Raw genomic sequence first — 24,710 nt, forward strand, 5'->3', positions numbered from 1 at the left:
GGCGATGTCCACCGTACGAGACGGGGCTAGCCTCGCGTTGTGGACAGAGCCAACGACGACCACCAGCGCAGCCGGCCCCGCGTCGGACACATCCAGTTCCTGAACTGCCTGCCCCTCTACTGGGGCCTGGCCCGCACGGGAACGCTTCTCGATCTGGACCTGACGAAGGACACCCCGGAGAAGCTCAGCGAGCGGCTGGTGCGCGGCGACCTCGACATCGGCCCCGTCACGCTCGTCGAGTACCTCCGCAACGCCGACGATCTCGTCGCGCTGCCGGACATCGCCGTGGGGTGCGACGGTCCCGTGATGTCCTGCGTGATCGTCTCCCAGCGTCCGCTGGAGCACCTGGACGGGGCGCGGGTCGCGCTCGGTTCCACCTCCCGCACCTCCGTACGCCTGGCGCAGCTGCTGCTCGCCGAGCAGTACGGCGTCCAGCCCGACTACTACACGTGCCCGCCCGACCTGGGGCTGATGATGCAGGAGGCGGACGCCGCCGTCCTGATCGGCGACGCCGCCCTGCGGGCCTCGCTGCACGACGCCCCCCGGCTCGGTCTCCAGGTCCACGACCTGGGGCTGATGTGGAAGGAGTGGACGGGCCTTCCGTTCGTCTTCGCGGTGTGGGCGGTGCGCAAGGACTATCTCGCCCGTGAGCCGGAGACGGTCCGCGAGGTGCACGAGGCCTTCCTCGCCTCGCGTGATCTGTCGCTGGTCGAGGTCGCGAAGGTCGCCGAGCAGGCGGCCCGCTGGGAGTCCTTCGACGCGGAGCTCCTGGAGCGGTACTTCCGGACGCTGGACTTCCGCTTCGGGCCGGAGCAGCTGGCGGGCGTCCGCGCGTTCGCCCGCCGGACCGGCCCGACGACCGGCTTCCCGGCGGACGTACGGGTGGAACTGCTCGGCGCCGCCCGCTAGGGAGTCCGGCCCGTAGGGCTCGCCCCTACGGTGCGGGGACCGGCCCCTGCATGTGCTGGCTGATCCAGGCGATCGAGCCTTCCTCCATGCCCTGCATATACGTCTTGGCGTTGTGCCCGCCGCCCTGGATGACCTGGAGGCGGGTCTTCACCGGGCCCTTGGTGTAGTTCTTCATGAACGCCTTGAGCCGGGCCATGCCGGATTCCTTGGTGCCGATCTGGAACGCGAGATACGTCGCGTTGGCCTTGGTGTCCGGCTTCGCGCCGAGCGCCTTGGCGAGCTTCTCCGGATTGTTCGCCTGCCGCTCGGCCTCGTGCCCGGCCCACAGCGGCGAGTCGGGGACGGTGTCCGGCCCGGACGCGATCACGGCCTTGAACTTGTCCGGGTGCTGGAGAACGGACTTCAGCCCGACGAAGCCGCCCGAGGACGAACCCATGAAGGCCCAGCCGTCACGGGACGTGAAGGTACGGAAATTGGCGCGCACGAAATCCGGCACGTCCTCGGTCAGCCAGGTGCCGATCCTCGGCTGGCCCGGGATATCACTGCCGTCGTAGTAGTACTTGTCGTCCGGATTGAGCACGGGCATCACGACGATGAACGGAAGACTCCTCCCCTCCTCCGACCACCGGCTGATGCTCGACTGGAGTTTGAGGTCCGTACCCATCCAGTAATTCGTCGGATAGCCCTTTCCGCCCGGCAGGGCGATGAGCACCGGGAAGCCGCTGTCGGCGTACTTCGGGTCGAAATACTGCTTCGGCGCCCACACCCACACCTTGCCGGTGAACCCGGACTTCGCACCCGCGAGCGTGGTGACACCGATCTTGGTGCCGTCCTCAAGGGTGTTGGCGGTGGTGAAACTCGCCGCCGGACCGGTGGGGAGCAGCGTTTCCGGGCCGCTCGCGCGCTTGGTCTGCTTCGGGGGCCGCTCCGGCTTGTCGGCCGTGGCCGTGGCCCTCGGGGTGTCGAAGGTGAGCGGCGCGCCCTCGTCGGAACAGCCGGTGACCAGAGCGGCCGCGGAACCGAGGGCGAGGGCGGCGGCGACGAACCTGGGCAGGCGCTTCGGCGGACGCGTCGGCAGGCGTTTCATGGTGGGGCTCCGGGTGCTTCGGGACACGACGGGTGATTACGGAAGGAAGGAGGGGCGGGAGAGGGGATCGGTTGACTCGGTACCGTTCCGAATCGTCGTGATCCGGCCCACGAAGCGCTCCGCGCTGCTAGAAGGGAAGACATGCAGCCGCTCGAAGCAGGGGAACCGAGGACCATCGGCGGCTACCGCATCCTCGGCCGGCTCGGCTCCGGCGGCATGGGGCGCGTGTACCTCGCCCGCAACGAGGGCGGCCGGACCGTGGCCGTGAAGATCGTCCACCCGCACTTCGCGCTCGACGAGCAGTTCAGGGCGCGGTTCCGGCGCGAGGTGGAGGCCGCGCGGAGGGTCGGCGGGCGGTGGACCGCGCCCGTCCTGGACGCCGACCCGGAGGCGGCCGTGCCGTGGGTGGCGACCGGTTACGTCGCCGGTCCGACGCTCGACCGGGCCGTGGCGCGGATCGGCCCGCTGCCCGAGACGGCGGTACGGGCCCTGGGCGCCGGACTCGCCGAGGCGCTGGCGGGCGTCCACGCGCTGGGGCTCGTCCACCGTGACGTGAAGCCGTCGAACGTGCTGCTCACCCTCGACGGGCCCCGGCTCATCGACTTCGGCAGCGCGCGCGCCATCGAGGGGACGGCGTCCCTCACCGCGACCGGCGCGTCCATCGGCTCGCCCGGCTACATGGCGCCCGAGCAGGTCCTCGGCCGGGACGCCACGGCCGCCGCCGACGTCTTCTCGCTCGGCGCGGTCCTCGCGTACGCGGCGACCGGAACCCCGCCCTTCCGCGGCGACACCTCGGCCGCGCTCCTCTACAAGGTCGTCCACGAGGAGCCGGAGCTGGGCGATGTGGGGGAGCTACGGGAGCTGGTGACGGCCTGCCTGTCCAAGGACCCCGCTTCCCGCCCGACCCCGGCCGCCGTCGCGACCCGCCTGGCCCCGACGGGCGCGGCGTCCCTGATGACGACCGGCTGGCTGCCGGCCCCGCTGGTGGAGGAGGTCAGCCGCACGGCGATCCGCCTCCTGGAACTGGACGCGGACGGTCCGTCCAAGGACGGGGATCGCGCGGGCGCTGCGGGGCCGGCTGCGGACGGGGTGGGTTCGGGTGCGGCGGGGCCGTCTGCCGGCGGGGGCCTTTCGGGCGCCGGGCCGGGCGCTGCGGCGCCGTCTCCGGAGGCGGTGGGTTCGGGTGCGGCGGGGCCGTCTGCGGACGGGTACCTCTCGGGCCCTGTGGCTCCGCCTTCCGACGCGGTCGACGCCCGCGCGGATGATCCGTACGCCTCCGGACCGGTGCCGTTCACCGCGCCTTCCGTGGCGCCGGTGGCGGGCTTCGGCCCGCCGGTGGAGCCGACCCCCGGCCTTTGGCCCGCCGCGGCCGCCCCCGGCCCCGGGCTCCCGAGCGCGTCCCCCAGCCCCCGGGACCTCTCCGCCACCGGCCCGGCGGCCCTGGCGGCCACGGGCCCCGGCCCCCGCGACGCTGCCGCGCCGGCCGTGCCAGGCGGCCCCCCGGGCACGCTGCCCGCGCCCCGCGACGCTGCCGCGCCGGCCGTGCCAGGCGGCGCCGAAGCGTCCGGCCCGGGCAGCCACGGACTCCCGCCCGCGCCCCTCCCCGGCGCAGGCGCCGGCCCCATGGCCGAGGCGGCGACGGCCACGGCACCCCGTCACCCCGCCCCGCCCGCCGGGCGGAAGCTCTCCTTCTCCCTCGCCGCCGGGCGGCGGGTCGGGTGCACCGCCGCCATCACCGTCACCGCCGCGCTCGTCGGCGTCACCCTCGGCGCCGCGTACCTCTTCGACCTCATGCCCGGCGGCCGCACCGACGCCAACGCCGACAAGACCGGGAAGACGCCCAGCGCGAGCCCGCCCGCCGCCACCGCTCCCGCCGGCTCCGTGCCCCCCGCCTTCCTCGGCACCTGGACCGGCCCCACCACCGAGCGCAACGGCTCCCCGCACGGCGACTTCACCGCCGTCATCGGCAAGGGCAGGACCGGCGAGGACGTCGTCCGCACCAGCCACGTCATCAGCGTGCTCGGCACCACCGTGAAGTGCCACGGCATCGGCAGGCTCACCTCCGCCACCGCCCGCGAACTCCGCATCGCCGACCGCACCGACCCCGAGCGCCCCGGCACCGCCGGCCTCTGCACCGGCGGCACCTCCTCCTTCACCCTCACCCTCACGGCCGACGGCACCCTCGCCTACCGCTCCCACGAGGAGGCCGCCGGCCGCCCGACCGGCACCCTGCGGAAGTCCTGAGAAACGCTGGCGTACGCTGGTTCGGTCTGCTCAGCAACCCTCCGAAGGGACTCACCCGGTGACCGAGAAGGCCGACCTTCAGTCCGTCCTCGACCGCGCCGCCGAGGGTGGCCGGATCACCCCCGAGGAGGCGCTCGACCTGTACCGCTCGGCGCCGCTGCACGCGCTCGGCTCGGCCGCCGACGCCGTACGTCGTCGCCGGTACGCCGGTACGGAGCACATCGCGACGTACATCATCGAGCGGAACATCAACTACACCAACGTGTGCGTCACGGCGTGCAAGTTCTGCGCGTTCTACGCCCCACCGAAGGACACCGCCAAGGGCTGGACCCGCGACCTCGACGACATCCTGCGCCGCTGCGCGGAGACCGTGGAGCTCGGCGGCACGCAGATCATGTTCCAGGGCGGGCACCACCCGGACTACGGCGTCGAGTACTACGAGCAGCACTTCTCCGCCATCAAGAAGGAGTTCCCGGAGCTGGTCATCCACTCCCTCGGCGCGTCCGAGGTCGAGCACATGGCCCGGATCTCCAAGGTGTCGGTCGAGGAGGCCATCCAGCGCATCCACGCGGCCGGCCTCGACTCCTTCGCCGGCGCGGGCGCCGAGCTGCTGCCGGCCCGGCCGCGCAAGGCGATCGCCCCGCTCAAGGAGAGCGGCGAGCGGTGGCTGGAGATCATGGAGATCGCCCACGGCCTGGGCGTCGAGTCCACGTCCACGATGCTCATGGGCACCGGCGAGACGAACGCCGAGCGGATCGAGCACCTGCGGATGATCCGTGACGTACAGGACCGGACGGGCGGCTTCCGGGCCTTCATCCCGTACACGTACCAGCCCGAGAACAACCACCTCAAGGGCCGTACGCAGGCGACGATCTTCGAGTACCTGCGGATGATCGCGGTCGCGCGGCTCTTCATGGACAACATCGCCCACATCCAGGGCTCCTGGCTGACCGTCGGCAAGGAGGCCGGCCAGCTGTCGCTGCACTACGGCGCGGACGACCTGGGCTCGATCATGCTGGAGGAGAACGTCGTCTCCTCGGCCGGTGCCAAGCACCGTTCGAACCGCATGGAGATCATCGACCTGATCCGCAAGGCGGGCCGGGTCCCGGCGCAGCGCGCGACGACGTACGAGCACCTCCTCGTCCACGACGACCCGGCGAACGACCCGGTCGACGAGCGCGTCGTCTCGCACATCTCCTCCACGGCGCTCGAAGGCGGCACGGCGCACCCGGAGCTGAAGCTCCTGAACGCCAACTGACGCGTTCGTGCTGACGATCCACGCGGCGGACCTGGTCCTGCCCGGCGGCGGGCAGGAGCCCGTGCCGGGCGGCGCCGTCGTCGTGCGGGGCACGGAGATCGCCGCGATCGGCCCGTACGAGGAGGTGGCGGCGGACCGTCCCGACGCGCGGGTACGCCGCTGGCCGGGCGTCCTGACGCCGGGGCTGCGCCAGTGGCACGGGCTGTGGTTGCTGACCCGGGTGTACCACCCCGATCCCCGCGAGGCCGACGAGCTGGGCACCGCACCGCTCTCGGGACCGGCGTTCGCCGCGCTCGCACCCGACACGGCCCGGATGGCGGGCAGCGTACGGCGCGGCATCCAGCGGATGCTGGCGCACGGCACCACCCACGTCGGCCTCGGCCCCGGGCCGTCGGAGGTACGGCAGGCCGTGGCGCGGGCGGGACTGCGGGAGGTGCCGAAGGCGCACGTGCTCGCCCCGCCCGTCGGGGACGGGCCCGACCTCGACCCCTTCGTCGAGGGGCACGACCTGCCCGGCACCGCGCACGGACCGCTGACCGTGGGCGGCCTCGCCGACCTCGCGGTCTTCGACGTCGCGGACGAGGCCGGCCTCGTGGCCCGGGGGGCGTCCACCTGCGTCGCGACCGTACTCGGCGGGCGCCTGCTCTACCGCGCCCGCTGACAGCACCCGCGCTCCCCGGTGCCCCTGCCCGCCCGCCGCACCGGCATGCCCCGCACGTGGGTCGTGCCGTCCGCCTGAGACAATGGGCGCGCCCGCCCGTACCCCGATTCTGCGAGGCCGAACGCCAGTGACCCGAGCATCCCTGGACAAGCAGCCGCACGAAGTCGCCTCGATGTTCGACGACGTGGCGGCGAACTACGACCTGACCAACGACGTGCTCTCGCTGGGGCAGGACCGGCGCTGGCGCAAGGAGGTCGCCAAGGCGGTCGACGCCCGGCCCGCCCAGCGGATCCTGGACCTGGCCGCCGGGACGGCGACCTCCTCGCAGCCGTTCGCCCGGGCCGGGGCGTACGTCGTGCCCTGCGACTTCTCCCTCGGCATGCTCCAGGTCGGCAAGAAGCGGCACCCCTGGATGCCCTTCACCGCCGGCGACGGCATGCGACTGCCGTTCCGCGACGACGTCTTCGACGCGGTGACGATCTCCTTCGGCCTGCGCAACATCCAGGACACCGAGGCGGCGCTGCGCGAGCTGTACCGGGTGACGAAGCCCGGCGGCCGGGTGGTGATCTGCGAGTTCTCGCACCCCACCTGGGCGCCGTTCCGCACGGTCTACGAGGAGTACCTGATGCGCGCCCTGCCCTCCGTGGCCCGCGCGGTCTCCTCCAACCCGGACGCGTACGTCTACCTCGCCGAGTCCATCCAGTCCTGGCCGGACCAGCCGACCCTCGCGGGAATGCTCGGGAAGGCCGGCTGGTCCAAGGTCGCCTGGCGGAACCTGACCGGCGGGATCGTCGCCCTGCACCGGGGGTTCAAGGCCTGACCGCCGGGGGTTACTTCGCGTACATGCCGTAGCCGCCGACGCCCGCGTAGACCGCGTCGCCCACCTGCCGGTGGACCTTCACGCCGTCCGCCGATGCCTCGTCCAGGTTCGTCGGCGGGGTACGGACCACCGTGCCCGTCATCAGCGTCGTCGAGCCGCCGCCGTCGAGGTTGAGCACATCGACCAGGGCGAGCTCCTGGGAGTCCAGGAGCGCGGCGAAGGCGCCCAGGTATTCGCCGTCCTCGTTGTCCTGGCCGGTGAGGGTGATCAGCACCGGGTTGCCGCGGACGTTGGTGCCGAGGGCGGTGCGCGAGTCGGTGCAGATCAGGTTCGTGCCGTCCGTGCCCTTCTCCGTACCACTACCGCTGCACGAGTTGGGCAGCGCCGTGGGGATCTGGCCATGGCGCAGCAGCTCGTGGAAGGAGCTCACGACGTCGACGGACGCGTCCAGCGGGATCTCCCGGCCGAGGGTGACGTCGTGGAGCTTCTGGCCGACCGTGATCTTGTCGTCGCGGACCAGGTGGGCGCGGAGCCAGTCGGCGCCGGTGCCGATGCCCTGGAGGACGCGGCCGCCGACCGGGACGGTGGTGCCGCCGCGGCCCTCCCGGGCCTCGGTGACCACGCCGTGCGCGTCGACGACGACCTCGAAGCCCTGGTCCTTGGTGGCCTCGACGCTCGGGTCGGTGCCCACCCCCGGGACGGGACGGCCGTAGTCGTCCGTGAAGGCGATGATCTCGTCGGGGTCGGTGTACACCGGGGGAGTCGTGCTCACCCGCGCGTCCCGCTCGTCTCGCGCGCAGTGCGGGGCGCGGCCGGGCGCTCGGTTGATGTCGTCGAGCCGTACGGTCTCGCCGGACGGCGCGGTCAGGCTCAGCTCCGTACGGAGCTTGGTGACGTACGGGATGCCGTACTGGATCACCGCGCCCGAGCTGCCCTTCCCCCCGCTCCAGCAACTGGAGCTGTGCAGCACGCCGTCGGTGGCGGAGACGCTGGTGTGCACCGCGTTCTCCTCGCCGCGTATCGGAGTGGGTTCCCGCTGGAACAGGCCGCCGTTGGTGCCCGCGTACGGGTGACGGTCGGCGACGGAGGAGACCCCGGAGAGCTGGGCGGCGACCGTCTCGCGGGCGGCATCGCTCGTGCCGACGATGCTCTCCAGGGTGACCGCCGAGACGGCCGGGTCGATCTCGACGACCTGGAGGATCCGTGCCTTGGCCCTGTTGTCGAGGGTGGTCTCGGTCCAGGTGGTGTGGGTGACGCCGGCGGCGACGGCGACCGGGGTGCCCTGGGTCCAGTTGAGGCCCAGCGGGCTCTTCGGCTCGTCGACGGTGGGGGCGGCGGTGGCCGAGGTGGTCAGGGTGAGAGCGGCGGCCGCGGCGGCGAGTGCCGCGAGCGGGCGGTAGGTCCTGGTCACTGGCACTCCGAGGTTCCGTTGACGAGCTCGTGCGAGCGGAAGGTGCCGGTGTACGGCTTGGGCACGGTGGTGCTGTCGCCCCGCAGGACGACGAACGCGCCGTACGTCCGCTCGGCTGGGTCGGTGGGGTCGGTGGTCCAGGTCCCGGTGTAGCCGGGCTCGGGGTAGAAGCAGACGTGCTTCCGGGTGCGGTTGAAGACCGACTTGGGCGCGGCCTCGGTGCCGTAGCTGTTGCCGTAGTTCCCGGTGACCGGGTCGGTCGCGGGCAGGTGCGCGGACATCGCGCCGCGGCCGCGCTCCTGCGTGAAGGTGCAGACCCGGTTGTCCGGACAGCGCTCGTAGCCGGTGAAGCAGTGGGCGCGGGAAGGCACCAGCTTGTGCGAGCTGATGGCGCCGTTGAAGGACGGGTCGGTCGCGTACTCGTCGTCGTTGCCCGGCTTGATGGTCTGGAGCTTGCCGCCGTACCGCGCCTCGACGTACACACAGGCCCACAGGGCGGTGTTGTTCTTGGCGGAGAGGGTCTTGTCGTCCCAGGCCGCGTCGTAGGTCTCCCGGTTCTCCCGGTCGGTGAAGTCCTCGCGCTCACCGGTGCCGCCGGTGCCGGAGTAGAGGCACAGGGTGTTCGCCGGGCAGTCGTCGAAGGGGAGCGGGTCGGCGTTCGCGGGCAGGACGAGAAACGCCGAGCAGAGGAGGGCGAGGACCGCTGTGATCAGCGAACCGCGCCGGACGGATGTACGAGTGATGGTCACGCGCCCGATGATCTCCTACGCATCTCCTGCGCATCTCCCTACGAAGGGTGGCCCTCCGGACGGTCCGGGACGGGCCCCATAGACTGCCCCTGTCCTGATCCGTGCCGTCCGGTACGCACCGTCGAGTCTTCGGGAGACCCCGCCGTGACCGAGCAGCCCCTCTCCGAGCACAGCGCAGACGTGATCGTCGTCGGGGCAGGCCCGGCCGGATCGACGACCGCGTACTACCTGGCCAAGGCCGGACTCGACGTCCTGCTCCTGGAGAAGACCGCGTTCCCCCGCGAGAAGGTCTGCGGCGACGGGCTGACCCCGCGCGCCACCAAGCAGCTCGTCGCCATGGGCATCGACATCTCCGAAGAGGCCGGCTGGCTGCGCAACAAGGGCCTGCGGATCATCGGCGGCGGCTCGCGGCTGCAGCTCGACTGGCCGGACCTCGCCTCGTACCCGGACTACGGACTGGTCCGCAAGCGGGACGACTTCGACGAGCAGCTCGCCCGGCAGGCGCAGAAGGCCGGCGCCCGGCTGTACGAGCGGTGCAACGTCGGTGCGCCGGTCATCGACGACCGCACCGGCCGGATCACCGGCGTGCACGCCAAGCTCGGCGAGGAGAAGCGCGAGGTCACCTTCCACGCGCCGCTCGTCGTCGCCGCCGACGGCAACTCCACCCGGCTCTCCCTCGCCATGGGGCTGCACCGGCGCGAGGACCGGCCGATGGGCGTGGCCGTACGCACGTACTTCACCAGCCCCCGGCACGACGACGACTATCTGGAGTCCTGGCTGGAGCTGTGGGACCGGCGCGGCCCGCAGGACCGGCTGCTGCCCGGCTACGGCTGGATCTTCGGCATGGGCGACGGCACCTCCAACGTCGGCCTCGGCATCCTCAACTCCTCCTCCGCCTTCAAGGAGCTGGACTGGCGCGAGGTCCTCAAGGCGTGGTGCGCCTCCATGCCGGAGGACTGGGGCTTCACCCCGGAGAACATGACGACGCCGATCCGCGGTGCCGCCCTGCCGATGGCCTTCAACCGCCAGCCGCACTACACCAAGGGCCTGCTGCTCGTCGGTGACGCGGGCGGCCTGGTCAACCCGTTCAACGGCGAGGGCATCGCGTACGCCATGGAATCGGGCCAGATCGCGGCCGACGTCATCGTCCAGGCCCACGCCCGGGCCACCCCGGCCCAGCGCGAGCTGGCGCTGCACAACTACCCGAAGATCCTCAAGGACACCTACGGCGGGTACTACACCCTGGGCCGCGCCTTCGTGAAGATCATCGGCAACCCGAAGATCATGAAGATCGCGACGCAGCGGGGCCTGACCCACCCGGTCCTGATGAAGTTCACGCTGAAGATGCTGGCCAACCTCACCGACCCGACGGGCGGCGACGCGATGGACCGCATCATCAACGGCCTCTCGAAGGTGGCCCCGAAGGCCTGAACGCCCGGCGGTAGTCGCTCGGCGAGACCCCGACCGTCCGCAGGAAGTGCCGCCGGAGGTTCGCCGCCGTGCCCAGGCCGCTGCGGTCGCCGATCTGCTCCACGGGCAGGTCGGTCGACTCCAGGAGCGTCTGGGCACGCGCCACCCGTTGCTGGAGCAGCCACTGCAGCGGGGTGGTTCCGTACGCCTCCTGTACGCGCCGGTGGAAGGTGCGGGGGCTCATCCGGGCCCGCCGCGCAAGACCCTCCACGGTCAGCGGCTCGGCCAGGTGCTCGCTCGCCCACTGCAGTACGGGCCCCAGGCTGTCGGCGTCGCTCGGCGGGAGCGGCGCCTCGATGAACTGGGCCTGCCCGCCGGTGCGGTGGGCCGGGACGACGAGGCGGCGGGCGAGCTGCCCGGCGACGGTCGCGCCGAGGTCCTTGCGTACGAGATGCAGACAGAGGTCGAGCGCGGCGGTGGCCCCGGCGCTCGTCAACACCGAGCCCTCGTCCGTGTAGAGGACCGAGTCGTCCACGATCACCTCGGGGTGGCGGGCGGCGAGCTGGCCGGTGTGCTGCCAGTGGGCGGTGGCGCGGCGGCCGTCGAGCAGACCGGCGGCGGCGAGGGCGAAGGCGCCGGTGCACAGGGAGACCATCCGCGCGCCGGCCGCGGCGGCCGCGCGCAGCGCCTCCACCAGCTCGGCGGGGACCTCCTCGCCGTCCTCCACGACCGCGTCCGGGACGGACGGCACGATGACCGTGTCCGCGCCGACGAGCCCTTCGAGGCCGTGTGTCGCACGGAGCGAGAGGAGCCCGCCGGGCCCGCTCTCCCCGCCCGGCCCGCACAGCCGCAGGTCGTACCACGGGTCGGCGAGGTCGGGGTGCGGGATGCCGAAGACCGTGGCGGCGATGGAGAGTTCGTACAGCTCCCACAGGGTCACGCCGACGCGGTGGTCGGGGACGACGGCGAGGGCCACGGTTCCGGCGGTCATGCCGCGAGCCTATGGCGGGAATGGTGCGGAGGCCGTCAGTCCTGCCACTGTCGGCCGGATTCCGCCGCTGCGAGCGTGGAGCCCATGAACAAGCCGAACGTCACCGTCATCGGCCTCGGACAGATGGGCTCCGCCCTCGCCGACGCCTTCCTCGCCGCAGGGCACCCCACCACCGTCTGGAACCGTACGCAGGCCAAGGCCGACGCCCTGGCCGACAAGGGCGCCACCCGCGCCGCCACCGTTGCGGAGGCGGTCGCCGCGAGCGGCCTCGTCGTGGTCTGCGTCCTCGACTACGCCGCCGTACGCGAGCTGCTCGACCCGGTGGCCGGAGCCCTCCGTGGCAAGACCCTCGTCAACCTCACCACCGGCTCTCCCGAGCAGGCCCGTGCGGAGGCGGAGTGGGCGGCCGGCCACGGCGTCGGCTATCTGGACGGCGGGATCATGACGACCCCACCGGGGATCGGCGACAGCGCCAACATGATCCTGTACGCGGGCGAGCCCGAGCTCCTCGCCGCCCACCGGCCGACCCTGAAGGTGCTCGGCGACCCCGTCGACCTCGGCGCGGACGCCGGGCTCGCCTCGCTCTACGACGCCGGACTGCTCGGGCTCATGTGGTCGGTGTTCGGCGGCTGGCTGCACGCCACGGCCCTGGCGGGCGCCGACGGGGTGACGGCCCGCGACTTCACGGCGGTCGCCACCCGCTGGCTGGGGACCGTCTCCTGGTTCATGAGCGGGTACGCGGAGCAGATCGACGCGGGCGTGTACCCCGGCGAGGACGCCACCATCGACGTCCAGGTGGCGGCGATCGGGCATCTGCTGCACGCGGGGGAGGCGCGGGGCGTCGACGGGCGGCTGCCCCGGCTGCACCTGGAGCTGATGCGCGGCGCGGTCGAGGCCGGGCACGGCGGGGACAGCTACGCCCGGCTCATCGAGGCATTCCGGAAGTAATCTCCCACGGACGGACATACCGAAGGGCCGTCGCTCCCCTGAGGAGTGACGGCCCTTCACCGCTGAAGCGCGGGAATCGAGAGCGGGGTCGAGAGCGGGATCAGAGGATGCGCACGGCGCCGGACGGGGTGTCCCAGTCCAGCGACCGCTCGACCACACCGGTCGACGGGTTCTGCGCGCCGACGTACATGCCGCCGCCCACGTAGATGGCCACGTGGTACGAGCCGCTGCGGCTGCCCCAGTACAGGATGTCGCCCGGCTGGAGGTTGCTCAGCGAGACGGAGGTGCCCATGCTCGACTGCGAGCTGGAGACCCGGGGCAGGTCGATGCCGGCCTGGCGGTACGAGGCCTGGACGAGACCGGAGCAGTCCCAGGAGTTGGGGCCGGTACCGCCGGAGACGTAGGCGTCGCCGACCTGGGCGCGGGCGAAGGCGACGATCGCGGCGGCGGAGCCGGAGGCGACCTGGGTGTCGGCGCTGTACGAGCGGCTGCCGGAGGAGTCCGAGGAGGCGGACGCGGAGAGCGTGGTGCGCTCGGCGGTGCGGGAGGCACGCTCGCGGGCCTCCTCGCGGGCCTTCTCCGCGCGCTCGGCCTCGGCCTTGCGGTCGGCCTCGTCCTTGGCCTTCTTGGCCTCCTGGGCGGCCTTCTTGTGGGCGGCCTCCTCCTGGGCCCGCAGGCTCAGGTCGAGGGCCTCCTGCTGGGACGCCTCGGCCGAGGCGGAGACGGCGCTCGCCAGTTCGGCGTCGAGCGCGCCCAGGGTGGGCATCTCGATGGTCTCGGTCACCGGCTCGGCATTCGCCGGCCCGGCAGCACCGGCCACCGCGATGGTGCTGAGGACGCCACCGGCAACTCCGGCACGGAGCGCGAGCTTGGAAGCGCTGCGGCGGGGCTTCCGGTGGCTGGGTATGTGAGCGGTGTGGGACATGAGTACAACCGCTATCAGGGGTTCACGGTTCCCATCAAGAAACGTGTGTTGCGCCACAGTTACGACCGGAACCACCCAATCCGCCGCCGTGGCCCTCTTATTGACGCCGTAACGGGCAATTCGGGCACCCCTCATCAGGGCCTTGATCACGGGTTTTCCGCGAAAGGTCCGAATTGACCGGCGCTTACCACCTCTTCACGCGGTTGGCCAAGCCCCGCAGTTGACGGAGCGTTTGGATCGTGACGCAGGTCACAAGCGGCCAACTCCCGGGCCTCCCGGGACCCTCGGGGGCCGTCCCCGCGCGTCCACTTCGCTCCTCGGGACCCCTCGGCCGGGTGGGGTGAGCCCTCTATCACCCGTGCGAGTCCGCCGCGAATTTGCCTGTAGTCACCATCGTTTGATAGGGCAAGGCGGCTCCGACCAGGGAGAACCCCCTCCGATGTCACGGCTCGTGCTCACTTGGCTACTTCTCGTATGAAGATCACCGTTCATCCGAATTCATGATCGTTCGCCTCGTGGTGGAGATCACAAAGTCCTTGGCGTACCCCGTGTCGCAGATCACAGAGCGACAGGCATAGGATGCGTGGCAAACGGGCTTGTGAACTGCCTCACATGTACGCGATCTTCGAGGCGGCGAGACGAATGCCCGCTGCGGTCCAACGGTCAAGGACGACTGGAAGGAGCGAGGAGCGTGAATGCGTACGCGCCCATCCTCGTGCTCGGCGCCCTCGGGGCAGGGTTTGCGATCTTCTCCGTGGTCATGGCCACGCTAATCGGCCCAAAGCGGTACAACAGGGCGAAGCTTGAGGCGTACGAGTGCGGCATCGAACCGACGCCCACTCCGGCCGGAGGTGGCCGCTTCCCGATCAAGTACTACCTGACGGCGATGCTCTTCATCATTTTCGACATCGAGATCGTCTTCCTCTATCCCTGGGCCGTCACCTTCGACGCCCTGGGGCTTTTCGGGCTCGTGGAGATGCTGCTCTTCGTGCTCACCGTCTTCGTCGCCTACGCCTATGTGTGGCGGCGCGGCGGCCTGGAATGGGACTGAGGGGCTGAGGGGCACCTATGGGACTCGAAGAGAAGCTGCCGAGCGGATTCCTGCTGACGACGGTCGAACAGGCCGCGGGCTGGGTGCGCAAGTCGTCCGTCTTCCCGGCGACCTTCGGCCTGGCCTGCTGCGCCATCGAGATGATGACGACCGGCGCCGGCCGCTACGACCTGGCGCGGTTCGGCATGGAGGTCTTCCGCGGCTCGCCGCGCCAGGCCGACCTGATGATCGTGGCCGGCCGGGTCAGCCAGAAGATGGCGCCCGTCCTGCGGCAGGTCTATGACCAGATGCCGAACCCCAAGTGGGTCATCTCCATGGGGGTGTGCGCGTCTTCGGGCGGAATGTTCAACAATTACGCGATTGTGCAGGGCGTTGATCACATTGTGCCGGTTGACATCTATTTGCCGGGCTGCCCGCCGCGCCCGGAGATGCTGATGGACGCGATCCTCAAGCTCCACCAGAAGATCCAGACCTCCAAGCTGGGCGTGAACGCGGAGGAAGCGGCCCGCGAGGCGGAGGAGGCGGCGCTCAAGGCGCTGCCGACGATCGAGATGAAGGGTCTGCTCCGTTGAGTGACGAGACACCCAATCCCGACAAGGAGCTCAGCGCGCAGAACCTGCCGGGGCAGCGCGGGGACCACGGCGAGGAGGTCCGGGTCCAGCGCGGGATGTTCGGTGCCCAGAGCGGCGCCGACACCAGCGGCTACGGCGGTCTCGTCCGCTCCATCCGGCTGCCCGGCCCGGCCGCCCGCCCGTACGGCGGATGGTTCGACGAGGTCGCCGACGAGCTGGAGGGCGCCCTCGACGAGCAGGGGCTCCTTCCGGAGAACGCCATCGAGAAGACGGTGGTCGACCGCGGCGAGCTGACCTTCCACATCGCCCGCGAGCATCTCCTCCGCGTCGCCCGCACGCTCCGCGACGACCCCGCCCTGCGCTTCGAGCTCTGCACGGGCGTCTCCGGCGTGCACTACCCGGGCGACAAGGGCCGCGAGCTGCACGCCGTCTACCACCTGCGTTCGCTCACCCACGGCCGGCTGATCCGGCTGGAGGTCGCCGCACCCGACGCCGACCCGCACATCCCGTCGCTCGTCGAGGTCTACCCGACCAACGACTGGCACGAGCGCGAGACGTACGACTTCTTCGGCATCGTCTTCGACGGCCACCCCGCCCTCACCCGGATCATGATGCCGGACGACTGGCAGGGCTTCCCGCAGCGCAAGGACTACCCCCTCGGCGGAATCCCCGTCGAGTACAAGGGCGCCCAGATCCCGGCTCCGGACCAGCGGAGGTCGTACTCGTGAACACTCCCTCTGCCTCCCCCCGGGAGACCACGGAAGGCACCGTCTACACGGTCACCGGCGGCGACTGGGACGAGGTCGTCCAGTCCGCCGCGAAGGCCGACGACGAGCGGATCGTCGTCAACATGGGTCCGCAGCACCCGTCGACGCACGGCGTGCTCCGGCTGATCCTGGAGATCGACGGCGAGACGGTCACCGAGGCCCGCTGCGGCATCGGCTATCTCCACACCGGCATCGAGAAGAACCTCGAGTACCGGACCTGGACGCAGGGCACGACCTTCGTCACGCGCATGGACTACCTCACCTCGTTCTACAACGAGACGGCGTACTGCCTGGGCGTCGAGAAGCTGCTCGGCATCACCGACCAGATCCCGGACCGGGCCAGCGTCATCCGCGTCCTGCTGATGGAGCTCAACCGGCTCTCCTCGCACCTGGTGTGCATCGCCACCGGCGGCATGGAGCTCGGCGCGACCACGATCATGATCTACGGCTTCCGGGACCGCGAGATGATCCTGGACCTGTACGAACTGATCACCGGCCTGCGCATGAACCACGCGTTCATCCGCCCCGGCGGCCTCGCCCAGGACCTCCCGCCGGGCGCGGTCGACGCCGTGCGCGAGTTCGTGAAGACCATGAAGAAGAACCTGCCGGAGTACGACAAGCTCGCCACCGGCAACCCGATCTTCAAGGCCCGCATGCAGGACGTCGGCTACCTCGACCTGACCGGCTGCATGGCGCTCGGCGCCACCGGACCGATCCTGCGCTCGGCGGGCCTCCCGCACGACCTGCGCAAGACCGACCCGTACTGCGGATACGAGAACTACGACTTCGACATCCCGACTGCCGACTCCTGCGACTCGTACGGCCGCTTCCTGATCCGCCTCGAAGAGATGCGGCAGTCGCTGCGGATCGTCGAGCAGTGCCTGGACCGCCTGGCGCCGGGCCCGGTCATGGTCGGCGACAAGAAGATCGCCTGGCCCGCGCAGCTCGCGCTCGGCCCCGACGGCCTCGGCAACTCCCTCGACCACATCAAGAAGATCATGGGCACCTCCATGGAGGCCCTGATCCACCACTTCAAGCTGGTCACCGAGGGCTTCCGGGTCCCCGCCGGACAGGCCTACGCCGCCGTCGAGTCGCCCAAGGGCGAGCTGGGCGCGCACGTCGTCAGCGACGGCGGCACCCGCCCCTACCGGGTCCACTTCCGCGACCCGTCCTTCACCAACCTGCAGGCCATGGCGGCGATGTGCGAGGGCGGCCAGGTCGCCGACGTCATCGTCGCCGTCGCCTCCATCGACCCCGTGATGGGAGGCGTCGACCGATGACGGACGGACACACGAGTCTCGGGATGCCCCAGCTCCCCGCCCCCGACTACCCGGCCGAGGTCCGCGCCCGGCTGGAGGCGGACGCCAAGGAGATCATCGCCCGCTACCCGGGGTCCCGCTCCGCGCTCCTGCCGATGCTGCACCTCGTGCAGTCGGAGGAGGGCCACGTCACCCGTACCGGCATGCGGTTCTGCGCCGAGCTCCTCGACCTGACCACGGCCGAGGTCACCGCGGTGGCCACCTTCTACTCGATGTACCGCCGCCGGCCGTCCGGCGACTACCAGGTCGGGGTGTGTACCAACACGCTCTGCGCGGTCATGGGCGGCGACGCGATCTTCGAGGAGCTGAAGCAGCACCTCGGAGTCGACAACCAGGGCACGACCGACGACGGCAAGATCACCCTGGAGCACATCGAGTGCAACGCCGCCTGCGACTTCGCGCCCGTGGTGATGGTCAACTGGGAGTTCTTCGACAACCAGACGCCCGAGTCGGCCAAGCGCATGGTCGACGACCTGCGAGCCGGCCGTCCGGTCGAGCCGACTCGTGGCGCCCCGCTGTGCACGTTCAAGGAGACCGCCCGCATCCTGGCCGGCTTCCCCGACGAGCGTGAGGGCGCCGTCGAGGCCACCGGAGGGGCCGGCCCGGCCTCGCTCGTCGGACTGCGCCTGGCCAAGGGCGAGATTCCGCACCACAAGATCGTCCACCCGCGCGGCGAAACGGCCAGTGGGGAGGGGGAGTGATGACCTTGGCAGCCGAGATCGACCACAGCAGCCCCGAGAAGCTTCTCGCGCCCGTCCTTTCGGCGTTCTGGGACCAGCCCAACTCCTGGACCCTGGACACGTACAAGAGGCACGAGGGGTACGAAGGGCTGAAGAAGGCCCTCGCGATGTCGCCCGACGACCTCATCGCGTACGTCAAGGACTCCGGCCTCCGCGGCCGCGGCGGCGCCGGCTTCCCCACCGGAATGAAGTGGCAGTTCATCCCGCAGGGCGACGGCAAGCCGCACTACCTCGTCGTCAACGCCGACGAGTCCGAGCCGGGGACCTGCAAGGACATCCCGCTCCTCTTCGCCAACCCGCACTCGCTCATCGAGGGCATCGTGATCGCCTGCTACGCGATCCGGTCGAACCACGCCTTCATCTATCTGCGCGGCGAGGTCGTCCCCGTCCTGCGCCGGGTGCACGAGGCCGTGCGCGAGGCCTACGAGGCCGGCTACCTCGGCGAGAACATCCTCGGCAGCGGACTGAACCTCGAACTCACCGTGCACGCGGGCGCCGGCGCCTACATCTGCGGCGAGGAGACCGCCCTGCTCGACTCCCTCGAAGGGCGGCGCGGCCAGCCGAGGCTGCGTCCCCCCTTCCCCGCGGTCGCCGGTCTGTACGCCTGCCCCACCGTGGTGAACAACGTCGAGTCCATCGCGTCCGTTCCCGCGATCCTCAACCGGGGCAAGGACTGGTTCAAGTCGATGGGCAGCGAGAAGTCACCCGGCTTCACGCTCTACTCGCTCAGCGGGCACGTCGCCTCGCCCGGCCAGTACGAGGCCCCCCTCGGCATCACGCTGCGCCAGCTCCTCGACATGAGCGGCGGGATGCGCCCCGGGCACCGGCTGAAGTTCTGGACCCCCGGCGGCTCCTCCACCCCGATGTTCACCGACGAGCACCTCGACGTGCCGCTGGACTACGAAGGCGTCGGCGCGGCCGGCTCGATGCTCGGCACCAAGGCGCTCCAGTGCTTCGACGAGACCACGTGCGTCGTGCGCGCGGTGACCCGGTGGACCGAGTTCTATGCCCACGAGTCCTGCGGCAAGTGCACGCCGTGCCGGGAAGGCACCTACTGGCTCGTCCAGTTGCTCCGCGACATCGAGGCGGGCAAGGGCGCGATGTCCGACCTCGACAAGCTGAACGACATCGCCGACAACATCAACGGCAAGTCGTTCTGCGCGCTCGGTGACGGCGCCGCCTCCCCGATCTTCTCCTCCCTGAAGTACTTCCGCGAGGAGTACGAGCAGCACATCACCGGCCGGGGCTGCCCCTTCGACCCGGCCAAGTCGACCGCCTGGGCGGACCACCACAAGGAGGTGACCGCATGACCGTCACCACGTCCTCCCCCGCGGGCGGCGGCGCGGCCGTGCCACCCGAGGACCTCGTGACGCTGACCATCGACGGCGCCGAGATCTCCGTCCCCAAGGGGACGCTGGTCATCCGCGCCGCCGAACAGCTCGGCATCGAGATCCCCCGCTTCTGCGACCACCCGCTCCTCGACCCGGCCGGCGCCTGCCGGCAGTGCATCGTCGAGGTCGAGGGCCAGCGCAAGCCGATGGCGTCCTGCACCATCACCTGCACCGACGGCATGGTGGTGCGGTCGCAGCTGACCAGCCCGGTCGCCGAGAAGGCCCAGCACGGCGTGATGGAGCTGCTGCTCATCAACCACCCGCTGGACTGCCCGGTCTGCGACAAGGGCGGCGAGTGCCCGCTGCAGAACCAGGCGCTGTCCCACGGGCAGGCCGAGTCCCGCTTCGACGGCAAGAAGCGGACCTTCGAGAAGCCGGTACCGATCTCCCCCCAGGTGCTGCTCGACCGCGAGCGGTGCGTGCTCTGCGCCCGCTGCACCCGCTTCTCCAACCAGGTCGCCGGCGACCCGATGATCGAGCTGATCGAGCGCGGCGCCCTCCAGCAGGTCGGCACCGGCGAGGGCGACCCCTTCGAGTCGTACTTCTCCGGCAACACCATCCAGATCTGCCCGGTCGGCGCCCTCACCTCGGCGGCCTACCGGTTCCGCGCCCGCCCCTTCGACCTGGTGTCCTCCCCGAGCGTCTGCGAGCACTGCGCGGGCGGCTGCGCCACGCGCACCGACCACCGGCGCGGCAAGGTCATGCGACGGCTCGCCGCCGAGGACCCGGAGGTCAACGAGGAGTGGGTGTGCGACAAGGGGCGGTTCGCGTTCCGGTACGCCCAGCAGCGTGACCGGATCACCACCCCGCTGGTCCGCAACGCCGAGGGGGTCCTCGAACCGGCGTCGTGGCCCGAGGCCCTGGAGGCGGCGGCCCGCGGGCTCGTGCCCGGCCGCACCGGCGTCCTGGCCGGCGGGCGGCTGACCGTCGAGGACGCCTACGCGTACGCCAAGTTCGCCCGGGTCGCCCTCCACACCAACGACGTCGACTTCCGGGCCCGCGTCCACTCCAGCGAGGAGGCCGACTTCCTCGCCTCCACCGTCGCCGGGCGCGGACGCGACCTGGACGGCAGCGGCGTCACGTACACCTCCCTGGAGGCCGCGCCGGCCGTGCTGCTCGTCGGCATCGAGGCCGAGGAGGAGGCCCCCGGCGTCTTCCTGCGGCTGCGCAAGGCGTGGCGGAAGAAGGGCCAGAAGACCTACGCCCTCGCCTCGTACGCCACGCGGGGCCTGGTGAAGGCGGGCGGCACACTGCTGCCGGCCGCGCCCGGCACCGAGACCGAGTGGCTGGACGCCCTCACGACCGGGGCCGGCCTCGACACGGCCGGTACGGAGGCGGCCGAGGCGCTGCGGCGGGACGGCGCGGTCATCGTGGTCGGCGAACGCCTCGCCGCCGTGCCGGGCGCGCTCACCGCGGCGGTCCGGACCGCGACGGCGACCGGCGCCCGGCTCGTGTGGATCCCGCGCCGGGCGGGCGAGCGCGGCGCGCTCGAAGCCGGCGCGATCCCCACCCTGCTGCCCGGTGGCCGCCCCGCGACCGACCCCCGCGCGCGTGAGGAGGTCGCGGTCGCCTGGGGCGTACGCGAACTCCCGCACGGCTACGGCCGCGACACCGGCCAGATCGTGGAGGCCGCCGCAACCGGCGAACTCGGCGCGCTGCTCGTCGGCGGCGTCGAGGTCCGCGACCTGCCCGACCCGGCACGCGCGCGTGAAGCCCTCGACGCGGCCTTCGTGGTCTCCCTGGAGCTGCGGCCGAGCGAGGTCACCGACCGGGCCGACGTGGTCCTCCCGGTCGCCGCCGTGGCCGAGAAGGCCGGCACCTTCCTCAACTGGGAGGGCAGGGCGCGCCTCTTCGAGGCCGCGCTCAAGCCCGAGCAGATGACCCGGCGCCTGGCACCCGCCGACGCGCGCGTGCTCCACATGCTCGCCGACGCCCTCGACGCGCATCTGGCCCTGCCCGATCTGCGGTCCGTGCGCCTTGAGATGGACCGGCTCGGCGGCTGGACCGGCGAGCGGGCGACCGAGCCCGTCGAGCCCGCGCAGCCCGCGCCCCGGCCGGGCGAGGGCGAGGCGGTCCTCGCCGGGCACCGGCTCCTGCTCGACCTGGGCAGGCTCCAGGAGGGCGACGCGGCCCTGGCGGGCACCCGGCACGCGGCGCCCGCCCGGCTCTCGGCGGCCACCGCGGCCGAGACCGGCGTCAAGGACGGCGACGTCCTCGCCGTGACCGGCCCGGCGGGCACCGTCCGGCTGCCGCTCCAGGTCACCGAGATGCCCGACCGGGTGGTCTGGCTGCCGCTCAACTCGGCCGGCGGCGGCGTCCTCTCCGACACCGGCGCCCGCCCGGGTGACCTGGTCCGCATCGGCCCCGCGGCTTCCACGGAGGTGCAGGCATGACCACGCCGCTCGCTGCCGAGGACCTGTCCATGTTCGGCACCGACCCCTGGTGGCTGGTGCTGATCAAGGCCGTCTTCTGCTTCGCCTTCCTGATGATCACCGTGCTCTTCTCCATCGTGTGGGAGCGCAAGGTCGTCGCCTGGATGCAGCTGCGCGTCGGCCCCAACCGGCACGGCCCCTGGGGCCTCCTCCAGTCCCTCGCGGACGGCATCAAGCTGATGCTGAAGGAGGACGTCGTCGTCAAGCGCGCCGACAAGGTCGTCTACATCCTCGCGCCGATCATCGCCGCGGCCCCGGCGTTCATGGCGATCGCCGTGATCCCCTTCGGCCCGGCCGGCAACGAGGTCTCGATCTTCGGCCACCGCACCACGATGCAGCTCACCGACCTGCCGATCGCCATGCTGTACGTCCTGGCCATCGCGTCCGTCGGCATCTACGGCATCGTCCTCGCCGGCTGGTCCTCCGGCTCCACGTACCCGCTCCTCGGCGGGCTGCGCTCCTGCGCGCAGATGATCTCCTACGAGATCGCGATGGGCGCCGCGTTCGCCTCCGTCTTCCTCTACTCCGGGTCGATGTCGACGTCGGCGATCGTCGAGGCGCAGGCGGACCGCTGGTTCATCATCCTGCTGCCGGTCTCCTTCATCATCTACGTGGTCACGATGGTCGGCGAGACCAACCGCGCCCCGTTCGACATGCCGGAGTCCGAGGGCGACCTGGTCGGCGGTTTCAACACCGAGTACAGCTCCATCAAGTTCGCGATGTTCATGCTCGCCGAGTACGTGAACATGGTGACGGTCTCGGCCGTGTCGGTGACGCTCTTCCTGGGCGGCTGGCGCGCCCCGTACCCGGTCTCCACCTTCTGGGAGGGCGCGAACCACGGCTGGTGGCCGATGCTCTGGTTCGTCCTCAAGGTGCAGCTGCTGCTGTTCTTCTTCATCTGGCTGCGCGGCACGCTGCCCCGCGTCCGCTACGACCAGCTGATGAAGCTCGGTTGGAAGGTCCTCATCCCCGTCTCGGTGGTCTGGCTGATGCTGGTCGCCACCGTCCGGGCGCTGCGCAACGCGAACTACGACTTCCAGACGATCGTGCTCTACGTCGCGGGCGCCGTCCTCGCCGTGCTGCTGCTCTCCTTCATCGCCGACATGTTCCGCGACAGGAAGGCGAAGAGCGAGGCCGGGGCGGCCGCTCCCGAGGAGCCGTTCGACCCGATGGCCGGCGGATTCCCCGTACCGCCCAAGCCAGGACAGTCCCTGCCGCCGGTGCCCCGGCGCCGGCCCCGCCACGAGGCGGAGCTGGTTGTCAGTGGCACCTCCGATACTGCTACTGCGAGTGATGGAAAGGAGACGGACGGTGTCTGATTTCCAGAATCCGGTGGCCGGCTTCGGCGTGACCTTCAAGGCCATGTTCAAGAAGCGGCTGACCGAGCAGTACCCGGAGCAGCAGAAGACGACGGCGCCGCGCTTCCACGGCCGGCACCAGCTCAACCGTCATCCGGACGGTCTTGAGAAGTGCGTGGGCTGCGAGCTGTGCGCCTGGGCCTGCCCCGCCGACGCCATCTATGTGGAGGGCGCCGACAACACCGACGAGGAGCGCTACTCCCCGGGCGAGCGGTACGGCGCGGTCTACCAGATCAACTACGCCCGCTGCATCCTGTGCGGCCTGTGCATCGAGGCCTGCCCGACCCGGGCGCTGACGATGACCAACGAGTTCGAACTGGCCGACTCCTCCCGCGAGAACCTCATCTACACCAAGGAGCAGCTGCTCGCCGGTCTTGAGGAGGACATGGTCGACACCCCGCACGCCATCTACCCCGGCATGGACGAGCAGGACTACTACCGCGGTCTGGTCACCGAGGCCGCGCCCGGCACGGTCCGGCAGGTCGCCACGTCCAAGGGGGAGAAGGGCGAGCCGGAAGAGGTGGACGCATGAGCGCCGACCTCGCGGCCACGACCCTGGCGGCGTACACCACCTCCGGCGGCGAGGCCTTCCAGTTCTGGGTCCTCGGCACGGTCGCCGTCATCGGCGCCCTGTGCACGATCCTGATGAAGAAGGCCGTGCACAGCGCGTTGTGCCTGGCCGGCACGATGATCGTCCTGGCGGTCTTCTACCTCGCCAACGGCGCGTACTTCCTCGGCATCGTCCAGATCGTCGTCTACACCGGCGCGATCATGATGCTCTTCCTCTTCGTCGTCATGCTGGTCGGTGTCACGGCCGCCGACTCGCTGAAGGAGACCATCAGGGGGCAGCGCTGGTGGGCCGTCGCCTGCGGGCTCGGCTTCGGCGTCCTGCTGATCGCCGGGATCGGCCGTGCCTCGCTCACCGAGTTCAACGGACTCGGCCCGGCCAACAGCGCCCATGGCGGGAACGTCGAGGGCATCGCCGCCCTCATCTTCACCAAGTACGTCTTCGCCTTCGAGATCACCGGCGCGCTGCTCATCACCGCGGCCGTCGGAGCGATGGTCCTCACCCACCGCGAGCGCACCGAGAAGGCCCGCACCCAGCGGGAGCTCGCCGAGCAGCGGGTGCGCGAGGGCAAGCACGTACCGCCGCTGCCGGCGCCCGGTGTCTACGCCCGGCACAACGCCGTGGACATCCCCGGTCTCCTGCCGGACGGCACCCCCGCCGAACTGACCGTGATGCAGACCCTGCGCAAGCGCGGTCAGATCCGCGACGTGTCCACCGAGGCGCTGGCCGACCTCAAGGCGCTCGAACAGCGCGCCGAGGAGCGGCTGGGCCGGGACCGGGACGATGAGGAGGCCACGCGGTGAACCCCGTCTACTACCTGTATCTCGCCGCCCTGTTGTTCACCATCGGCGCGGCCGGAGTACTGATCCGGCGCAACGCGATCGTGGTCTTCATGTGCGTCGAGCTGATGCTCAACGCCTGCAACCTCGCGTTCGTCGCCTTCTCCCGTATGCACGGCAATCTCGACGGCCAGATCATCGCCTTCTTCACGATGGTCGTCGCCGCCGCGGAGGTCGTGGTCGGGCTCGCGATCATCGTGTCGCTCTTCCGTTCCCGCCACTCGGCCTCGGTCGACGACGCCAGCCTGATGAAGCTGTGA

23 protein-coding genes are annotated in these 24,710 nt (G+C 71.0%); 18 read left to right on the top strand and 5 right to left on the bottom strand.

What is annotated here, in order from left to right; all coding sequences use genetic code 11:
* The first annotated feature begins 39 nt into the window (after nucleotides 1-39).
* Entirely contained in the window at nucleotides 40-909 is an 870-nt protein-coding gene (locus ACIRB4_RS01555; protein ID WP_403287790.1) for a menaquinone biosynthetic enzyme MqnA/MqnD family protein, read from the top strand.
* Nucleotides 910-934: 25 nt separating this feature from the next.
* On the opposite strand, the gene ACIRB4_RS01560 is transcribed toward ACIRB4_RS01555, so the two are convergent.
* Nucleotides 935-1,996 (bottom strand): alpha/beta hydrolase, encoded by a 1,062-nt coding sequence (locus tag ACIRB4_RS01560; protein ID WP_403287791.1) that lies wholly within the window; start codon nucleotides 1,994-1,996, stop codon nucleotides 935-937.
* A gap of 141 nt (nucleotides 1,997-2,137) precedes the next feature.
* Between ACIRB4_RS01560 and ACIRB4_RS01565 the strand changes: the two genes are divergently transcribed.
* The 4 genes from ACIRB4_RS01565 to ACIRB4_RS01580 all read left to right on the top strand — a co-directional run bounded on the left by ACIRB4_RS01565 (nucleotide 2,138) and on the right by ACIRB4_RS01580 (nucleotide 6,979).
* On the top strand, nucleotides 2,138-4,240 hold the full coding sequence (locus ACIRB4_RS01565; RefSeq protein WP_403287792.1) for a protein kinase: 2,103 nt from the start codon (nucleotides 2,138-2,140) through the stop codon (nucleotides 4,238-4,240).
* 58 nt (nucleotides 4,241-4,298) lie between these two features.
* Nucleotides 4,299-5,498: a cyclic dehypoxanthinyl futalosine synthase gene (gene mqnC / locus ACIRB4_RS01570; RefSeq protein ID WP_403287793.1), complete on the top strand. Its 1,200-nt coding sequence runs from the start codon at nucleotides 4,299-4,301 to the stop codon at nucleotides 5,496-5,498.
* A gap of 7 nt (nucleotides 5,499-5,505) precedes the next feature.
* Nucleotides 5,506-6,159: a hypothetical protein gene (locus tag ACIRB4_RS01575; RefSeq protein ID WP_403287794.1), complete on the top strand. Its 654-nt coding sequence runs from the start codon at nucleotides 5,506-5,508 to the stop codon at nucleotides 6,157-6,159.
* Nucleotides 6,160-6,286: 127 nt separating this feature from the next.
* Nucleotides 6,287-6,979, top strand: a complete 693-nt coding sequence (locus ACIRB4_RS01580) for a demethylmenaquinone methyltransferase (protein WP_403287795.1) — start codon at nucleotides 6,287-6,289, stop codon at nucleotides 6,977-6,979.
* Nucleotides 6,980-6,989: 10 nt separating this feature from the next.
* Here ACIRB4_RS01580 and ACIRB4_RS01585 read toward each other — a convergent pair whose 3' ends face one another.
* Together ACIRB4_RS01585 and ACIRB4_RS01590 are read right to left on the bottom strand one after the other, a co-directional pair.
* A complete protein-coding gene (locus tag ACIRB4_RS01585; protein ID WP_403287796.1) occupies nucleotides 6,990-8,390 on the bottom strand; it encodes a phosphodiester glycosidase family protein in 1,401 nt (466 codons plus the stop codon).
* Nucleotides 8,387-9,139, bottom strand: coding sequence for a peptidase inhibitor family I36 protein (locus tag ACIRB4_RS01590; protein WP_403287797.1), 753 nt, complete (start codon nucleotides 9,137-9,139; stop codon nucleotides 8,387-8,389). The genes ACIRB4_RS01585 and ACIRB4_RS01590 overlap by 4 nt, the downstream gene beginning before the upstream one ends.
* Nucleotides 9,140-9,217: 78 nt before the next feature.
* Here ACIRB4_RS01590 and ACIRB4_RS01595 point away from each other — a divergent pair, with 78 nt between their 5' ends.
* Entirely contained in the window at nucleotides 9,218-10,570 is a 1,353-nt protein-coding gene (locus ACIRB4_RS01595; protein ID WP_403288638.1) for a geranylgeranyl reductase family protein, read from the top strand.
* Here the strand turns inward: ACIRB4_RS01595 and ACIRB4_RS01600 are convergent.
* On the bottom strand, nucleotides 10,536-11,540 hold the full coding sequence (locus ACIRB4_RS01600) for a helix-turn-helix domain-containing protein (protein ID WP_403287798.1): 1,005 nt from the start codon (nucleotides 11,538-11,540) through the stop codon (nucleotides 10,536-10,538). The two genes, ACIRB4_RS01595 and ACIRB4_RS01600, sit on opposite strands and share 35 nt — an antisense overlap.
* A gap of 75 nt (nucleotides 11,541-11,615) precedes the next feature.
* On the opposite strand from ACIRB4_RS01600, the gene ACIRB4_RS01605 reads away from it, so the two are divergent.
* Entirely contained in the window at nucleotides 11,616-12,488 is an 873-nt protein-coding gene (locus ACIRB4_RS01605) for an NAD(P)-dependent oxidoreductase (RefSeq protein WP_403287799.1), read from the top strand.
* A 100-nt stretch (nucleotides 12,489-12,588) separates the two neighbouring features.
* On the opposite strand, the gene ACIRB4_RS01610 is transcribed toward ACIRB4_RS01605, so the two are convergent.
* Nucleotides 12,589-13,413 (bottom strand): C40 family peptidase, encoded by an 825-nt coding sequence (locus tag ACIRB4_RS01610; protein ID WP_403287801.1) that lies wholly within the window; start codon nucleotides 13,411-13,413, stop codon nucleotides 12,589-12,591.
* A 691-nt stretch (nucleotides 13,414-14,104) separates the two neighbouring features.
* Here ACIRB4_RS01610 and ACIRB4_RS01615 point away from each other — a divergent pair.
* From ACIRB4_RS01615 to nuoK, 11 genes are read left to right on the top strand one after another with little or no spacing between them, the layout of a single operon-like run.
* Nucleotides 14,105-14,464, top strand: coding sequence for an NADH-quinone oxidoreductase subunit A (locus ACIRB4_RS01615; RefSeq protein ID WP_007490928.1), 360 nt, complete (start codon nucleotides 14,105-14,107; stop codon nucleotides 14,462-14,464).
* A 17-nt stretch (nucleotides 14,465-14,481) separates the two neighbouring features.
* Nucleotides 14,482-15,036 carry an NADH-quinone oxidoreductase subunit B family protein gene (locus ACIRB4_RS01620; protein ID WP_010041554.1) on the top strand — a complete coding sequence of 185 codons (555 nt, stop codon included), beginning with the start codon at nucleotides 14,482-14,484 and terminating at the stop codon, nucleotides 15,034-15,036.
* Nucleotides 15,033-15,764 (top strand): NADH-quinone oxidoreductase subunit C, encoded by a 732-nt coding sequence (locus ACIRB4_RS01625; protein WP_403287802.1) that lies wholly within the window; start codon nucleotides 15,033-15,035, stop codon nucleotides 15,762-15,764. The genes ACIRB4_RS01620 and ACIRB4_RS01625 overlap by 4 nt, the downstream gene beginning before the upstream one ends.
* A complete protein-coding gene (locus ACIRB4_RS01630; RefSeq protein WP_403287803.1) occupies nucleotides 15,761-17,083 on the top strand; it encodes an NADH-quinone oxidoreductase subunit D in 1,323 nt (440 codons plus the stop codon). The genes ACIRB4_RS01625 and ACIRB4_RS01630 overlap by 4 nt, the downstream gene beginning before the upstream one ends.
* Entirely contained in the window at nucleotides 17,080-17,823 is a 744-nt protein-coding gene (gene nuoE, locus ACIRB4_RS01635) for an NADH-quinone oxidoreductase subunit NuoE (protein ID WP_403287804.1), read from the top strand. Before ACIRB4_RS01630 ends, nuoE begins: the two co-directional genes overlap by 4 nt.
* Entirely contained in the window at nucleotides 17,823-19,172 is a 1,350-nt protein-coding gene (gene nuoF, locus ACIRB4_RS01640) for an NADH-quinone oxidoreductase subunit NuoF (RefSeq protein ID WP_403287805.1), read from the top strand. Before nuoE ends, nuoF begins: the two co-directional genes overlap by 1 nt.
* Complete coding sequence (locus ACIRB4_RS01645; RefSeq protein WP_403287806.1) at nucleotides 19,169-21,646, top strand: NADH-quinone oxidoreductase subunit G; 2,478 nt, start codon at nucleotides 19,169-19,171, stop codon at nucleotides 21,644-21,646. The genes nuoF and ACIRB4_RS01645 overlap by 4 nt, the downstream gene beginning before the upstream one ends.
* Nucleotides 21,643-23,004 carry an NADH-quinone oxidoreductase subunit NuoH gene (gene nuoH / locus ACIRB4_RS01650; RefSeq protein WP_403287807.1) on the top strand — a complete coding sequence of 454 codons (1,362 nt, stop codon included), beginning with the start codon at nucleotides 21,643-21,645 and terminating at the stop codon, nucleotides 23,002-23,004. The genes ACIRB4_RS01645 and nuoH overlap by 4 nt, the downstream gene beginning before the upstream one ends.
* A complete protein-coding gene (gene nuoI, locus ACIRB4_RS01655; RefSeq protein WP_403287808.1) occupies nucleotides 22,979-23,575 on the top strand; it encodes an NADH-quinone oxidoreductase subunit NuoI in 597 nt (198 codons plus the stop codon). The genes nuoH and nuoI overlap by 26 nt, the downstream gene beginning before the upstream one ends.
* Nucleotides 23,572-24,414: an NADH-quinone oxidoreductase subunit J gene (locus tag ACIRB4_RS01660; RefSeq protein ID WP_403287810.1), complete on the top strand. Its 843-nt coding sequence runs from the start codon at nucleotides 23,572-23,574 to the stop codon at nucleotides 24,412-24,414. The genes nuoI and ACIRB4_RS01660 overlap by 4 nt, the downstream gene beginning before the upstream one ends.
* Nucleotides 24,411-24,710 (top strand): NADH-quinone oxidoreductase subunit NuoK, encoded by a 300-nt coding sequence (gene nuoK / locus ACIRB4_RS01665; protein WP_403287811.1) that lies wholly within the window; start codon nucleotides 24,411-24,413, stop codon nucleotides 24,708-24,710. Before ACIRB4_RS01660 ends, nuoK begins: the two co-directional genes overlap by 4 nt.

The organism is Streptomyces sp. NPDC093600 (assembly GCF_044764755.1).
Lineage (GTDB): Bacteria > Actinomycetota > Actinomycetes > Streptomycetales > Streptomycetaceae > Streptomyces.